Raw genomic sequence first — 13,853 nt, 5'->3', positions numbered from 1 at the left:
ACTCGCGACAGCGCGAAGTGGCGGTCCCTCGCCCCGCCGGGCGAGGATGGGGGAACCAACCATCGCATCGGAGTGATACCCGTGGGCACCACCGTCTTCGAACGACGCATCCCCCAGCCCTCCGTCATCGAGCACGCGCTCGGTGGCACCTCGCATTCGACCTTCTGGATCGACGACCTGCCCGAGGCGTTGAAGCCCTCGCGGCCGAAGCTCGCGGGCACGGCGGTCGCCGACCTCGTCGTCGTCGGCGGCGGCTACACCGGCCTCTGGACGGCGCTGCTCGCCAAGGAGCGCAACCCCGACGCGCACGTCGTGATCGTCGAGGCGAAGCGGGTCGGCTGGGCGGCCTCGGGCCGCAACGGCGGCTTCTGCGAGGCGAGCCTCACGCACGGCCACGAGAACGGCATGGCGCGCTGGCCGAAGGAGATGGAGACCCTCGACCGGCTCGGGCTCGAGAACCTCGACGCGATCGAGGCCGCCGAGGCGAAGTACGGCATGGACTTCCAGTTCGAGCGCACCGGACAGCTCGCCCCGGCCGTCGAAGAGCACCAGGTCGAGTGGCTCAAAGAGTGGTACGACGAGGCCACCGCACGCGGCGAAGAGGGCCTCGTGTACCTCGACGAGGCCGCGATGCAGGCCTCGGTCGCCTCGCCGACGTACCTCGCGGGCGTCTGGGAGCAGCGCACCAACGGCATGCTGCACCCGGCGCGCCTCGCCGCGGAGCTCGCGCGCGTCGCCGAGGAGCGCGGCGTCGAGATCTTCGAGCACTCCCCCGTGCGCCGCCTCGAGACGCCCGGCTCGACGGGTGCGGTCAGCGTCGTCACCGACGGCGGCCGTATCGACGCGAAGCACGCCGTGCTCGCGACGAACGTGTTCCCGTCGCTGCTCAAGCGCAACCGGCTCATGACGGTGCCCGTGTACGACTACGTGCTCATGACCGAGCCGCTCTCGGCGCAGCAGCTGGCCGACATCGGCTGGAACGACCGCCAGGGCATCGGCGACATGGCCAACCAGTTCCACTACTACCGGCTCTCGAAGGACAACCGCATCCTCTTCGGCGGATACGACGCGATCTACAACTACGGGCGCAAGGTGCGCGAGTCGTACGAGCACCGGCCCGAGAGCTGGCAGCGGCTCGCGAGCCACTTCTTCACCACGTTCCCGCAGCTCGAAGGACTGAGGTTCAGCCACCAGTGGGCGGGGGCGATCGACACGAGCACCCAGTTCACCGCGTTCTTCGGCACGGCCCGCGACCACCGCGTCGCCTACGCCGCCGGGTTCACCGGCCTCGGCGTGGGGTCGACCCGCTTCGCCGCCGAGACGATGCTCGACCTGCTCGAGCGTCGCGAGAACGAGCGCACCTCCCTCGAGATGGTGCGCAAGCGCCCGCTGCCCTTCCCTCCCGAGCCGGCCGCCGCGATCGGCATCAACGCGACCCGCTGGTCGCTCGACCGCGCCGACCACAACCGCGGCCGGCGCAACCTGCTGCTGAAGACGCTCGACGCGCTCGGACTGGGGTTCGACTCGTGAGCGCCGACGAGACCGCCCTGCGCCTCATCGCCGGCGCGCTGACGGATGCCTCGGGGCTCGCCCTCGAGCACGAGCCGGTGCCGGCCGAGCAGGTCGTCGCGGGCAGCCCGACGACGGCCTATCTCGCGCTCGACGAGTCGGGCGCGGGCGAGATCGGCGTCTGGGAGATGTCGGTCGGCGCGATGCGCGACGTCGAGGTCGACGAGGTCTTCGTCGTGCTCGCCGGGGCCGCGACGGTCGAGTTCGAGCATGTGCCGTCGACCGGCCGGCCCGGCGACCCCATCGTGCTCGCCCCGGGGGCGGTCGTCCGCCTCGAGGCGGGCATGAAGACGATCTGGACGGTCCGCGAGCCGCTCCGCAAGGTATTCATCGAGCGCTGAGGCTCGGAGAGAAGAAGAGGAACATCATGGCGAAGTATCGGGTGCAGAACCCCGCGACCGGCGAGATCGTCGAGACCTTCGAGGTCGCCACCGACGCGCAGATCGGGGAGACCCTGGCCGCGGCCGACGCCGCCTACCGCGAGTGGCGCGAGCGCAGCGTGCAGGAGCGCGCCGCGGTGGTCAAGCGGGTGGCCGAGCTCTTCGAGGAGCGCAAGGACGAACTCGCGCGGCTCATCGCCGTCGAGATGGGCAAGTCGATGGCCGAGTCGCTCGACGAGGTCGAGTTCGCCCGCTCGATCATCGAGTACTACGCGGTGCACGGGCCGAGCCTGATCACCGACCACGAGATCCCGTCGACGATCCCCGGCAAGGCGATCATCGAGCAGCTGCCCGTCGGGGCGCTCCTCGGCGTCATGCCGTGGAACTTCCCGTACTACCAGGTCGCCCGCTTCGCGGCCCCGAACCTCGTGCTCGGCAACACGATCATCCTGAAGCACGCCGACATCTGCGCCCGTTCGGCCCTCACGATCCAGGCGATCATGGAGGAGGCCGGGGTTCCGGTCGGCGGCTACCAGAACGTGTTCGCCTCGCACGAGCAGATCGCGACCATGATCGCCGACCCGCGGGTGCAGGGCGTCTCGCTCACCGGCTCCGAGCGGGCCGGCGGCATCATCGGCGAGCAGGCCGGCCGCCACCTGAAGAAGTGCGTGCTCGAACTCGGCGGCAACGACGCGATGGTCGTGCTCGACTCCGACGACGTCGCGAGCGTCGCGCAGGCGGCCTGGGACTTCCGCGTCTACAACGGCGGCCAGGTGTGCAACTCGAACAAGCGGCTCATCGTGATGGACGACATCTACGACGAGTTCGTCGCCGAGCTGCGCCGCCTCGCGACCGGGCTCGAGCCGGGCGACCAGCTGAACCTCGGCGAAGGCCAGTACGTCCCCCTCTCATCGCGGGCTGCCGCCGAGACCGTGAACGCCCAGGTGCAGAAGGCCGTCGCCGAGGGCGCGACCCTCGAGGTGGGCGGCGTGCTCTCCGAGGGCCCCGGCGCGTACTTCTCGCCCGCTGTGCTGACGGGAGTGCCCCGCGACTCCGAATCGTACCGCGAGGAGATGTTCGGCCCGGTCGCGACGGTCTACCGCGTGCACAGCGACGACGAGGCCGTGGACGTCGCCAACGACAGCCCCTTCGGCCTCGGCGGCTCGGTGTTCTCGACCGACGAGGCGCGCGCCGCCCGGGTCGCCTCCCGGCTCGATGTCGGCATGACCCATGTCAACACGATCGCGGCAGAGGCCGCCGAGCTGCCCTTCGGCGGCGTGAAGCGCTCGGGCTTCGGGCGCGAGATGGGCCCGGTCGGCATCGGCGAGTTCGCCAACCGCCGTCTGCGGTTCGTCGCGAAGTAGCTCGCCCGGCTCCTGCCGTCGGCACGATCACGCCGATCACCGCAGCCCTCGGGGCATCTGCCGGATTCTCATCCGATTCCGTGCAGGTCTCCGAGGCTGCGGTGTGTGAGGCGCAGGGGCCGGCGCGGGTCAGCCGCAGAGTTCCTTGGGCACGGCCGCGCGATCCTGCACGCCCATCGTGACGACCACTCCGTCGTCGACGAGGAAGTTGACATAGCCCTCGTCGTCGTCGCCGACGGCGTACCCGAACGTGATCGGGCCGGGCTGGTTCGTCGGCATCAGCTCGGAGTAGCTCGCAGCGAGCTCCTCCATCGTCGCGCCCAGGGAGATCCCGGCTTCGGTCGACGGCGCGGCGGGCGGCGTGCCGTCTCCTGAGTCGCGGCCGCTCACCCATACGCCGCCGATCGTCCCGTCGTCGAGCACGGTGACGGTGACCTGCGCGCTGCCCTCCTGGCCGAGTCCGAACACCCCCGGGCACCACTCGTCGGCTTCGAACGCCGGGAGCCCGGCGATCGCCTCGGCGGCATCGGCACCGCGCGCGAGCGGCCCGACCGCATCGGCGGTGATGACCCAGGTGGTCACGTCGGCCGGGTCGACGGGCGCGGCCGACGGCGTTGCCGGCTGCGTCTCGACCGGTGTCGGCTCCGCCGAGGGCGCGGTGTTCGCCGTCTCCTCGACCGCCGCTTCGCCGGGTGCGGCGCAGCCGGCGAGGGCGAGCACGGCGATCGCGGCGATACCGAGGGCGATCGGCGAAGAGGTGAGCAAGCGGCTCCGTGACATGGGCACTCCTTCAGGTCGTGCGGGGGAACCGCCTGCTTCACGGTAGCGATCGAACGACGCGCAACGGCAGCATCGACCGGTATCGCTTCGATAACGTCCGCAGCGCGCTCAGGCGACCGCTGCGTCGACCGCACCGGGCGCGGGGCCCGACGGCGCGATGCGGAAGGTCGCGGTGAACCGCGCCAGCAGCTCGGCGTCGCCGGCGGACGAGGCTGCGGATGCCCCGCCGTCGAGCAGCGCGCGAAGGCCGCCCGGTGCGAGCTCGAGCTCGAGCACCGCCTGGGGCACGGGCTCGAGCGCCGACCGGCGCGGCTGGGGCAGCGCGCCCGGGCCGACCGGGGCGACGTCGAGCGTCGGGCCGATGACGATCGCCGAGACCGAGACGGGCGCCGCCTCGTCGACCACGTGCAGCACGTACTCGGTGGGCGGCATCGACGCCGCGGCATCCGGCCGGAACGCCGCGCGCAGCGCGAAGGCGATGGAATCGGCGCTCATCGTCTCGCCGTCGCCGGGTTCTCCGAGCAGCGACCACCCCCAGCGCTCGAGCGCGACGACGACGGGTTCGAGGCCGCGGCCGAGCTCGGTGAGCTCGTAGCCGCCGCGCACGCTCGGCACGCGGCGCAGCACGCCCGCCTCCTGCAGCTCCTTCAGCCGGTCGCTGAGGATGTTCGTGGGGATGCGCGGCAGCCCGGCCTTCAGATCGCCGTACCGGCGCGCGCCGACGAGCAGGTCGCGGATGATGAGCAGCGCCCATCGATCCCCGACCCGCTCGAGCGCGCGGGCGGCTCCGCCGTACTGGCCGAAGCCGCGCGCGCCACGTGTCGCCATGCGGTCAGGCCGTGGCGGACTGCGCCTGGTCGGCCAGGTAGGCCTCGGGGCCCTGCTCGGCGGCGGCCTGGTCCATGAAGAGGAACTCGAGCACGTTGCCGTCGGGGTCTTCGAGGTCGCGCGAGTACATGAAGCCGTAATCCTGCGCGTCGCGGGGCTCGGTGCCGCCGGCGGCGAGGCCCTTCGCGAGCACCGCGTCGACCTCGTCGCGCGACTCGCGGCTGAGCGCGATGAGCGCCTGCGCGTGGGTCTTCGTGTCGATGATCTGCTTGTCGGTGAAGGTGCCGAGGTACTCGCGGGTGAGCACCATGAAGTAGATGTTCTCGCTGAACACCACGCAGGCGGCGTTCTCGTCGGTGAAGAGAGGGTTGATGGTGAACCCGAGGGCCTCGTAGAACGCCTTCGAGCGGTCGAGGTCGTTGGTGGGCAGGTTCACGAAGATGCTGGTCGCGGTCATGATCGCCTCCGAGGGATCGTCAGTGGTCGTGTTCGGGTGCTTGCGAACCCCAGCTTGCTCTTTGCAAGTTCACTTGTCAATAGCAAGTGAGCAGATTCTCCGACGCGGTCAGCGCAGGGCGCTCCGCCGCACGAGCAGCGCGAGGTGCAGCGCCGTGAGCGTCTCGCCGTCGTCGAGGTCGACGCCGAGGAGCTGGCCGATGAGCGACAGGCGCTGGTAGAACACCGACCTCGACAGGTGCGACGCCCCCGCGGCCGCCGTGCGGTTGCCGGGGTGCGCGAGCGTCGCGCCGAGCACGTCGAGCAGGTCGCCGCCGCGGGCGAGGTCGTACTCGATGAGCGGCGCGAGCATCTGCTCGCTGTGCCGCAGCAGCCGGTGGTCGTCGCGCAGCGAGGTCACGAGCCTGATCAGCGGGCGGTCCTCCGCCCGGCGGATCGCGAGGCCGCGCCGCGCCCGCGCACCGGGCGCGCGCGCAAGGTCGATCGCCTCCTGCACCGAGCCGAGCAACCCGTCGAGGCCCGAGGCCGACTGCCCGATCGAGAGCACCACGTGGTCGGCGGACGCCTCGTCGACGATCAGCGCCCGCGCGAACTCGCGTGCGGTCGCATCAGCGAACGACGCCCCGGCCGGCAGCGACAGCAGCACGACGCTCGCCTGAGTCTGCCGCGACCAGCCGGGCGCCGCCCCGGCGAGGGCCCGGCCGCCGAACGCCTTCGCCGCGGCATCCGCCCGCGCCGCCGTCACCGGCGCGCCCGTGACGACGAGGCCGTGGAGCGTCGCGCCCTCGACCGGCAGGCCGGCGGCGCCGAGGCGCGCCGCCGCCGCGGGCAGACCGGCGAACCGCCCCTCGAGCAGGCCGTCGATGAGCCGCTGCCGCCCGGCGCGCACCCACTCGTCGGCGTCGTCGCCGTCGGCGAGACGGCCGAGCGCGAGCGCGATCGCGCCCTGCTCGAGCACGCCGGTCCGGCCTGCCGGATGCGCCGGACCGGGCAGCGCGATGAGGTGGCCCCACCGGATGCCCCGGGCCTCGACCGGCACGATCAGCCACTCGTCGGGGTCGCGGTGCGCCTGACGCGAGCGCTGCTCCCAGTTCGCGAGGAGCGCCTCCTCGGCTCCCGCGGGCACCTCGGCGGCGACGACCTCGTAGGCGAGGTTCTCGAGCACGACCGGCGACCCGAGGGTCTGCGCGAGCTGCGCGACGATGTAGTCGGCAGGCGAACCGCGCAGGCTCAGCGCGGTGAATCGCTCATGCACCTCGTCGCGGGCGCGGAGTGCGGCCGTCTGCTCGGAGATGATGCGGCTGTGCACCGCCTCGGTCAGCGTGACGAACTTCACCTCGCGGTGGAGCGCGACGAGCGCGAGCCCGCGCTCGCGCGCGGCCTGCTCGACGACGGCGGGCACGTATCGGTAGTGCACGCCGAGCTCGAGCACGAGGCCGGCGAGGCCCGCGTCGACGAGGCCGGAGACGAAGTCGTGGAGCTCGTCGGGGTCGGTCGGCCAGCCCGAGCCGGTCGACAGCAGCAGCTCGCCGCCGTCGAGGAGCCGGGCGACGCCCGCGCTGTCGGAGACGTGCACCCAGCGCACCCGGGCGTCGAGGGCGCCGTCATCGCCCGAGAGCACCTCGGGCACCCCTGCGGCGACGGCCGGCAGCGCGAGGATCTCGCGCACCGTCGGCAGCGCCGCACCGTCGCCGGACGCACCCGCCTGCGCCCCGTTCGGGCTGGCCGGACGATCCGTTCGGATCGGCTCATCTTCGCGACGATCTGGCACCGCTTCGCTCTCTTCGCCTCTGCAACACTGGGAAACAGAAGCTTAGTCGAGCGTCGGCCATTCTGTCTGAACGCCCTGATGCACCGCCCGGAAGGACCTGCCATGAGTATCACCGAGACCGCGACGTCGCCCACCTCGAGCCCCGAAGTGCCGGCGATCGGGCACTGGATCGACGGCGCACTGCGCGCGTCGGGCTCCGGCCGCACCGCACCGGTCTACAACCCCGCCACCGGCGCGGTGCAGGCCGAGGTCGGGCTGGCCGACCAGGCCGAGATCGACGCGGCGATCGCGTCGGCGCAGGCCGGCTTCGAGGTGTGGAGCGGCTACTCGATCGCGAAGCGCCAGTCCGTGCTGTTCGCGTTCCGCGAGCTGCTCAACTCGCGCAAGGGCGAGCTCGCCGCGATCATCACCGCCGAGCACGGCAAGGTGCTCTCCGACGCCATGGGCGAGATCCTCCGCGGCCAGGAGGTCGTCGAACTCGCCACCGGGTTCCCCCACCTGATCAAGGGCGCGTTCTCCGAGAACGCCTCCTCGGGCATCGACGTCTACTCGCTGAAGCAGCCGCTCGGCGTGGTCGGCATCATCAGCCCCTTCAACTTCCCGGCGATGGTGCCGATGTGGTTCTTCCCCATCGCGATCGCCGCCGGCAACGCCGTCGTCCTGAAGCCGAGCGAGAAGGACCCCTCGGCGGCGCTCTGGCTCGCGGAGCTGTGGAAGGAGGCCGGTCTCCCCGACGGCGTGTTCACCGTCCTGCAGGGCGACAAGCTCGCCGTCGACGGCCTGCTCACCTCGCCCGTCGTGCAGTCGATCTCGTTCGTCGGCTCGACCCCGATCGCGCAGTACATCTACGAGACCGCCTCGAAGCACGGCAAGCGCGTCCAGGCCCTCGGCGGCGCGAAGAACCACATGCTGGTGCTCCCCGACGCCGACCTCGACCTCGTCGCCGACCAGGCCGTGAACGCCGGCTACGGCGCAGCCGGCGAGCGCTGCATGGCGATCTCCGTCGTGCTGGCCGTCGAGCCCGTCGCCGACGAGCTGATCACCAAGATCACCGAGCGCATCGCCGAGCTGAAGATCGGCAACGGCGCGGGCGTCGACGGCGTCGAACCCGACATGGGCCCGCTGATCACCGACGTGCACCGCGACAAGGTCGCCTCGTACGTCGACATCGCCGAGGCCGACGGCGCCAAGATCGTCGTCGACGGCCGCGGCTTCACCGTCGACGGCCACGAGGACGGCTTCTTCTTCGGCCCGACCCTGATCGACGATGTGCCGACCACCTCGCGGGCGTACACCGAGGAGATCTTCGGCCCGGTGCTCTCGATCGTGCGCGTGCAGTCGTACGACGAGGGCCTCGACCTCATCAACTCCGGCCAGTTCGGCAACGGCACCGCGATCTTCACGAACGACGGCGGCGCGGCCCGGCGCTTCCAGAACGAGGTGCAGGTCGGCATGATCGGCATCAACGTGCCGATCCCCGTGCCGGTCGCCTATCACTCGTTCGGCGGATGGAAGCAGTCGCTGTTCGGCGACTCGAAGGCCTACGGCACGCACGGCTTCGACTTCTTCACCCGCGAGAAGGCCATCACGAGCCGCTGGCTCGACCCGGCCACGCGCAGCGACCGCGCGCACGCCGGCATCAACCTGGGCTTCCCCCAGAACCACTGACCCGGCGAGGAGACTCCGACATGACCGACACCATCACCGACGTCACCGGCGACGAGCTCGCAGCCGGCACCGAGGCGGTCTACACCGACCGCCACGGCGCCGTGCGCGCGCTGCCCGACGCCGCGGCCGACGCGCAGGTGCGCGCCGACGACCGGGCCCACGTCTTCCACTCCTGGAGCGCGCAGGCCCTCATCGACCCGCTGCCGATCGCCGCGGGCGAGGGCGCGACGTTCTGGGACTACCAGGGCAACGCGTACCTCGACTTCTCGTCGCAGCTCGTGAACCTGAACCTCGGGCACCAGCACCCCGACCTCGTCGCCGCCATCCAGCAGCAGGCCGGACGTCTCGCGACGATCCAGCCCTCGATGGCGTCCGACGTACGCGGCGAGCTCGCCCGCCGCATCGCCGAGGTCGCCCCCGGCGACCTCGACAAGGTCTTCTTCACCAACGGCGGCGCCGACGCCAACGAGTACGCGGTGCGCATGGCGCGCGCCGTGACGGGCCGCCGCAAGGTGCTCTCGATGTACCGCAGCTACCACGGCGGCACCGCGACGGCGATCTCGCTCACGGGCGACCCGCGCCGCTGGGCGAACGAACCCTCCGACGGCTCGGTCGCGCACTTCTTCGGACCGTACGAGTACCGCTCCGCCTGGGGCTCGACCACGCCCGAGGAGGAGGCGCAGCGCGCGCTCGCCCACCTCGAGCAGGTCATCGTGCTCGAGGGCGCGTCGACCGTCGCCGCGGTCATCCTCGAGACGGTCGTCGGCACGAACGGCGTGCTCGTGCCGCCGCCCGGCTACCTCGAGGGCGTGCGCGCGCTCTGCGACAAGTACGGCATCGTCTACATCGCCGACGAGGTCATGGTCGGCTTCGGCCGCATCGGCGAGTGGTTCGCGGTGAACCACTTCGGCGTCACCCCCGACCTCATCACCTTCGCGAAGGGCGTCAACTCGGGGTACGCGCCGCTCGGCGGCGTCGTGATCTCGCAGAAGATCGCCTCGCACTTCGACACCGTGGCCTTCATGGGCGGCCTGACCTACTCGGGCCACCCGCTCGCGTGCGCTCCGGGCGTCGCGACGTTCGAGGTGTTCGAGCGCGACGGCATCCTCGAGCGCGTGCGCGACCTCGGCGAGCGCGTGGTCGGCCCCCGCCTCCGCGAGATCGCCGCGAAGCACCCCTCGGTCGGCGAGGTGCGCGGCATCGGCCTGTTCTGGGCGATCGAGCTCGTGAAGGATGCCTCGACGCGCGAGCCGCTCGTGCCGTTCAACGCCTCGGGCGCCGACGCGGCGCCCATGGGCGCGGTGGCCGCCGCCTGCAAGCAGGCCGGCCTCTGGCCGTTCGTGCACTTCAACCGCATGCACGTCGCCCCGCCGCTCGTCATCTCGGAGGAGGAGCTCGTGCGCGGCCTCGACATCATCGACGAGGCGCTCACGGTCGCCGACGGGTACGTCACCGCCGGCTGAGCGCACCGGCGTCGCAGAGGCCCGGGCCTCGGGGTCCGCCCCGAGGCCCGGGCCTTTCGTGCGGAGTACCATGGGCGTCGTTCACGGGCCGCCGTGCCGACGGCGCGCCCGGATCGGGGGAAGCGCTCATGGACGACCGTCACATCTCGAACCGCGTGGAGACCGTCGCCGCGGCGACGCCGTTCCAGATGCTCTACGATTTCTACCGCTTGTCGGGCTACGAGCGACGACGGCATGAGCCCGGCGTGCTCGATTTCACCTTCGGCGACCCGCACGACCCGCCCTCGGCCGAGTACGTCGAGATCCTCCGCGACGCGACGGTTCCGCAGCACGAGCTGTGGTTCGCCTACAACTTCGGCGACCCGGCGGCCATCCGAGCCGCGACCGACTCGATGCGCGCGCACCTCGGCATCCCGTTCGAACCCGACGACGTCCATCTCACGACGGGCGGCTTCGCGGCGATCTCGGCCGCGTTGAAGGTCGTCGGCGACCCGGGCGACGAGGTCGTGTACAGCCTGCCGCCCTGGTTCCTCTACGAGGGGCTCATCCTCGAGGCGGGCATGGTTCCCGTGAAGGTCCCGATCGACCGGCGCACCTTCGATCTCGACCTCGAGGCGATCGCCGCGGCGATCACGCCGCGCACGCGTGTCGTCATCGTGAACAGCCCGAACAATCCGACGGGGCGCGTCTACCCGCCGGCTCTCCTCGAGCGCCTCGCCGCGCTGCTCGACGACCGTTCCGCACTGCACGGACGTCGCATCCACCTCGTCTCCGACGAGGCCTACAACCGCATCGTGTACGACGGGGTGCGCTTCCGCAGCCCCGTCGAGTTCTACCCGTGGAGCTTCCTGGCCTACAGCTACGGCAAGACCCTGCTCTCACCGGGCGAGCGCATCGGCTACCTCGCCGTGCCGCCGACGATGCCGGCCGCGGCCCGCGACGAGATCCGCAGCGCCGTCGAGACCGTGCAGATCACCGGCGGATGGCTGTTCCCGAACGCGTCGATGCAGTACGCGCTGCCCCGGCTCGAGCAGTTGCGCTTCGACCTCGCCCTGTTCCAGCGCAAGCGCGACGTCATGGTGGCGGCGCTCCGCGAGCTCGGGTACCGCGTCGCCGTGCCCGAGGGCACCTTCTACCTGTTCCCCGAGTCTCCGCTCGCCGACGACGCGGAGTTCGCCCGGCTGCTCGACCGCGAGGGCGTGCTCGTGCTGCCGGGGCGCATGTTCGAGACACCCGGGTACTTCCGCATCTCGCTGACCGCCACGTTGGAGACGATCGAGGCGTCCCTCCCGCGCTTCGCCGCCGCGTACGCCGCCGCGGGCGTCGGCTAGCCTGAACCACATGGACTCACGGGCGACGCCCGGCGGCATGGCCCGGCGAACGTTCCTCGCCGCCTCCTTCTCCGGCCTCGCGACCGTCGTGCTCGCGAGTTGCACCGAACCGCAGCCGACCCCGAGCCCGCCGCCGACCGGGAGTCCGACCACCTCCCCGACGCCCTCCCCCGCGCCGACGCCCTCGCCCGTGCCCGAACCGCTCGGGTTGCGCCGATCGCGCTGGGGCGCCGACCCCTTCGCCCGCGGTGCGTTCACCTTCGACGCGGCGGGCGGCCCCGACGAGCTGCGCGAGGCACTCGCGCAGCCCGTCGCCGGACGGGTGTTCTTCGCGGGCGAGGCCTGCGACACCGCGGCGCCGGGCACCCTGCAGGGCGCCCGCAGCTCGGGCGCGCACGCGGCGTCCCTCGTGCTCGAGCTCGCGGAGCCCGGCGAACGCGTCGCCGTGATCGGCGCCGGGCTCGCGGGGCTCACCGCCGCTCGCGAGCTCGCCGAGCGCGATCTCGAGGTCGTCGTCATCGAAGCCAGGGACCGCATCGGCGGGCGCATCGACACCGTCGACGCCGACGGCTTCGACGGCCCCATCGAGCTCGGCGCGCTCGTCGTCGGCAGCGCCGTGCTGCAGGCAGCGCTGCCCGACTCCGTCGAGCTGCTGCCGATCGCCGCTCCCGCGGACGCGCGCACTGCGGACGGTACGACGGTGGCGATCCCGACGACCGGCCCCGACGCGATCGCCGCGGCGCAGGCGTGGGCCGCCGCCCAGACCGGGGCTCGGGTCGGTGAGCTCTCGCTCGCGACCGCGCTCGTCGAGTCGGGCACGACCGCCTCTCTCTCGAACGAGCCCGACGCGACGGGCGTCTCGCCCGCGGCCTGGCTCGCCCATTCGGTGACGAGCGGGGTCGGGGTCGAGACGGGCGCGACCGCGAACCGCGTCGCCGCCCTCGCCGAGCTCGGCCGGGGTGCGGTTGCCGCCGGCCCCGCGACCGGCGCCGATCCCGACGCGCCCTCGTCGACCGCGCCGGCGCTCGCCCGCGGCCTCGCCGGCGCCCTCGACGCCGACGCCGACGCGCTCGACATCGCCGTCATGAGCGTCGTCACCCGCATCGCCTACGACGAGCGCCGGGTGAGCCTGCGCCTCGACTCGGGCGAGTCGCTCACGGTCGACCGGGTCGTCGTCACCGTGCCGCTCGGAGTGCTGAAGACCGACACGCTGCAGTTCTCCCCCGCCCTGCCGCTCCTGCACCAGCGGGCGATCTCGCGCCTCGGCGTCGGGCTCGTCGACACGGTGTGGCTGCGCTTCGAGGAGGCGTTCTGGCGCCCCGCGAACGAGGCCGGCGACGCCGGCGACACCGGGGCCGAGGCATCCGTCGCGGTGCTGACCGTCGTCGGCGAGACGCCGAGCGTCGCCGCCTGGCTCGACGCGGGAGCACCCGACGGCGAGCCCGTGCTCGTCGGGCTCATCGCCGCGACGCAGGCCGAACGTCTCGAGGCGCTCGACGACGCGGCGTTCCGGGAGGCCGTACTCGCCGATCTCGTGCCCTTCGCCACAGCCACCGGTTGACGGCGACGAGGCCGGCGGTCAGCGTCACGAAGATGACGAGCACGAGCGCGCAGTAGAGCGCGACGCCGACCGGGCCGCCCACCTGCGCCTCGTCGAGGAAGAAGTACGGGTACCACCCGAGGTCGGCGCCGCGGGCGAGCGTGTAGCCGAGCCACACCGTGGGGTAGACGAGCACCCAGCCGACCGTCGACCACGGCACCCGCGGGTTCACCGCCATGATGCTGTCGGCCGTCCAGGCGATGACGGCGAGCGCCGGCACGACGAAATGGAGCAGGGTGTCCGACCAGGGCACGTCGACGCGGTAGTCGCGCGTCGACGCCTGGGCGACGATGATGCCGAACACGATGCCCGACACCAGCACGTACACGGTCACCATCGTGCGCAGCACCCCGAGCCAGGGCGGGTCGCGCGGCGCGGCGAGCGCGAACCCGCCGGCGATGCCGAGCGTCACGACCGCGAGGAACGCCGACTGCACCGTGAAGTAGCTGAAGAAGTTCGCGGTCGCGAAGAATCGGAACCCGAGCACGTACTCGAAGTTGCCGATGAGCGCGACGATCTCCAGCACCGCGATCGCGAGCCGGAAGACGCCCAGCGTTCGCCGCGCGCGCGGCGAACCCGCGTCGTTCGGTGAACGCGGGCCCGGCATGCCTCCACGCTAGCCGCCGCCGGCGGCAGCGCGAGC

At 72.0% G+C, this 13,853-nt stretch carries 12 protein-coding genes; 7 read left to right on the top strand and 5 right to left on the bottom strand.

What is annotated here, in order from left to right:
* Positions 1-81: 81 nt before the first annotated feature.
* From ACFVTR_RS00305 to ACFVTR_RS00295, 3 genes are read left to right on the top strand one after another with little or no spacing between them, the layout of a single operon-like run.
* Entirely contained in the window at positions 82-1,530 is a 1,449-nt protein-coding gene (locus ACFVTR_RS00305; protein ID WP_387033989.1) for an NAD(P)/FAD-dependent oxidoreductase, read from the top strand.
* Positions 1,527-1,910, top strand: a complete 384-nt coding sequence (locus tag ACFVTR_RS00300; protein ID WP_387033987.1) for a cupin domain-containing protein — start codon at positions 1,527-1,529, stop codon at positions 1,908-1,910. Before ACFVTR_RS00305 ends, ACFVTR_RS00300 begins: the two co-directional genes overlap by 4 nt.
* Before the next feature lie 26 nt (positions 1,911-1,936).
* A complete protein-coding gene (locus ACFVTR_RS00295; protein ID WP_387033985.1) occupies positions 1,937-3,313 on the top strand; it encodes an NAD-dependent succinate-semialdehyde dehydrogenase in 1,377 nt (458 codons plus the stop codon).
* 129 nt (positions 3,314-3,442) lie between these two features.
* Here the strand turns inward: ACFVTR_RS00295 and ACFVTR_RS00290 are convergent, their stop codons facing one another.
* The 4 genes from ACFVTR_RS00290 to ACFVTR_RS00275 form a co-directional block, all read right to left on the bottom strand.
* Positions 3,443-4,093 carry a hypothetical protein gene (locus ACFVTR_RS00290; RefSeq protein ID WP_387033983.1) on the bottom strand — a complete coding sequence of 217 codons (651 nt, stop codon included), beginning with the start codon at positions 4,091-4,093 and terminating at the stop codon, positions 3,443-3,445.
* A gap of 108 nt (positions 4,094-4,201) precedes the next feature.
* Entirely contained in the window at positions 4,202-4,921 is a 720-nt protein-coding gene (locus ACFVTR_RS00285; protein WP_387033982.1) for a winged helix-turn-helix transcriptional regulator, read from the bottom strand.
* 4 nt (positions 4,922-4,925) lie between these two features.
* Positions 4,926-5,378 carry a VOC family protein gene (locus ACFVTR_RS00280; RefSeq protein WP_387033981.1) on the bottom strand — a complete coding sequence of 151 codons (453 nt, stop codon included), beginning with the start codon at positions 5,376-5,378 and terminating at the stop codon, positions 4,926-4,928.
* A gap of 108 nt (positions 5,379-5,486) precedes the next feature.
* A complete protein-coding gene (locus ACFVTR_RS00275; RefSeq protein WP_387033979.1) occupies positions 5,487-7,148 on the bottom strand; it encodes a PucR family transcriptional regulator in 1,662 nt (553 codons plus the stop codon).
* A gap of 102 nt (positions 7,149-7,250) precedes the next feature.
* On the opposite strand from ACFVTR_RS00275, the gene ACFVTR_RS00270 reads away from it, so the two are divergent.
* The 4 genes from ACFVTR_RS00270 to ACFVTR_RS00255 all read left to right on the top strand — a co-directional run bounded on the left by ACFVTR_RS00270 (position 7,251) and on the right by ACFVTR_RS00255 (position 13,171).
* Positions 7,251-8,816: a CoA-acylating methylmalonate-semialdehyde dehydrogenase gene (locus ACFVTR_RS00270; protein ID WP_387033977.1), complete on the top strand. Its 1,566-nt coding sequence runs from the start codon at positions 7,251-7,253 to the stop codon at positions 8,814-8,816.
* A 20-nt stretch (positions 8,817-8,836) separates the two neighbouring features.
* The gene (locus tag ACFVTR_RS00265) at positions 8,837-10,279 is read left to right on the top strand and encodes an aspartate aminotransferase family protein (protein ID WP_387033976.1); all 1,443 of its coding nucleotides are present in this window, start codon (positions 8,837-8,839) and stop codon (positions 10,277-10,279) included.
* 128 nt (positions 10,280-10,407) lie between these two features.
* On the top strand, positions 10,408-11,610 hold the full coding sequence (locus ACFVTR_RS00260) for an aminotransferase class I/II-fold pyridoxal phosphate-dependent enzyme (RefSeq protein WP_387033974.1): 1,203 nt from the start codon (positions 10,408-10,410) through the stop codon (positions 11,608-11,610).
* A gap of 10 nt (positions 11,611-11,620) precedes the next feature.
* Positions 11,621-13,171, top strand: a complete 1,551-nt coding sequence (locus ACFVTR_RS00255; RefSeq protein WP_387033973.1) for an FAD-dependent oxidoreductase — start codon at positions 11,621-11,623, stop codon at positions 13,169-13,171.
* Here ACFVTR_RS00255 and ACFVTR_RS00250 read toward each other — a convergent pair.
* Positions 13,068-13,817, bottom strand: coding sequence for a Pr6Pr family membrane protein (locus ACFVTR_RS00250; protein ID WP_387033971.1), 750 nt, complete (start codon positions 13,815-13,817; stop codon positions 13,068-13,070). The two genes, ACFVTR_RS00255 and ACFVTR_RS00250, sit on opposite strands and share 104 nt — an antisense overlap.
* Positions 13,818-13,853 lie beyond the last annotated feature (36 nt).

Source organism: Agromyces sp. NPDC058126, from assembly GCF_042884595.1.
Classification (GTDB): Bacteria; Actinomycetota; Actinomycetes; order Actinomycetales; family Microbacteriaceae; genus Agromyces.
This window is presented reverse-complemented; position numbering and strand designations above follow the sequence as displayed.

Excerpts from the sequence above, each read along its gene's own strand:
- ACFVTR_RS00295 (WP_387033985.1), top strand. The coding sequence starts at position 1,937 with ATGGCGAAGTATCGGGTGCAGAACCCCGCGACCGGCGAGATCGTCGAG.
- ACFVTR_RS00290 (WP_387033983.1), bottom strand. The coding sequence starts at position 4,093 with ATGTCACGGAGCCGCTTGCTCACCTCTTCGCCGATCGCCCTCGGTATC.
- ACFVTR_RS00285 (WP_387033982.1), bottom strand. The coding sequence starts at position 4,921 with ATGGCGACACGTGGCGCGCGCGGCTTCGGCCAGTACGGCGGAGCCGCC.
- ACFVTR_RS00280 (WP_387033981.1), bottom strand. The coding sequence starts at position 5,378 with ATGACCGCGACCAGCATCTTCGTGAACCTGCCCACCAACGACCTCGAC.
- ACFVTR_RS00270 (WP_387033977.1), top strand. The coding sequence starts at position 7,251 with ATGAGTATCACCGAGACCGCGACGTCGCCCACCTCGAGCCCCGAAGTG.
- ACFVTR_RS00265 (WP_387033976.1), top strand. The coding sequence starts at position 8,837 with ATGACCGACACCATCACCGACGTCACCGGCGACGAGCTCGCAGCCGGC.
- ACFVTR_RS00260 (WP_387033974.1), top strand. The coding sequence starts at position 10,408 with ATGGACGACCGTCACATCTCGAACCGCGTGGAGACCGTCGCCGCGGCG.
- ACFVTR_RS00255 (WP_387033973.1), top strand. The coding sequence starts at position 11,621 with ATGGACTCACGGGCGACGCCCGGCGGCATGGCCCGGCGAACGTTCCTC.
- ACFVTR_RS00250 (WP_387033971.1), bottom strand. The coding sequence starts at position 13,817 with ATGCCGGGCCCGCGTTCACCGAACGACGCGGGTTCGCCGCGCGCGCGG.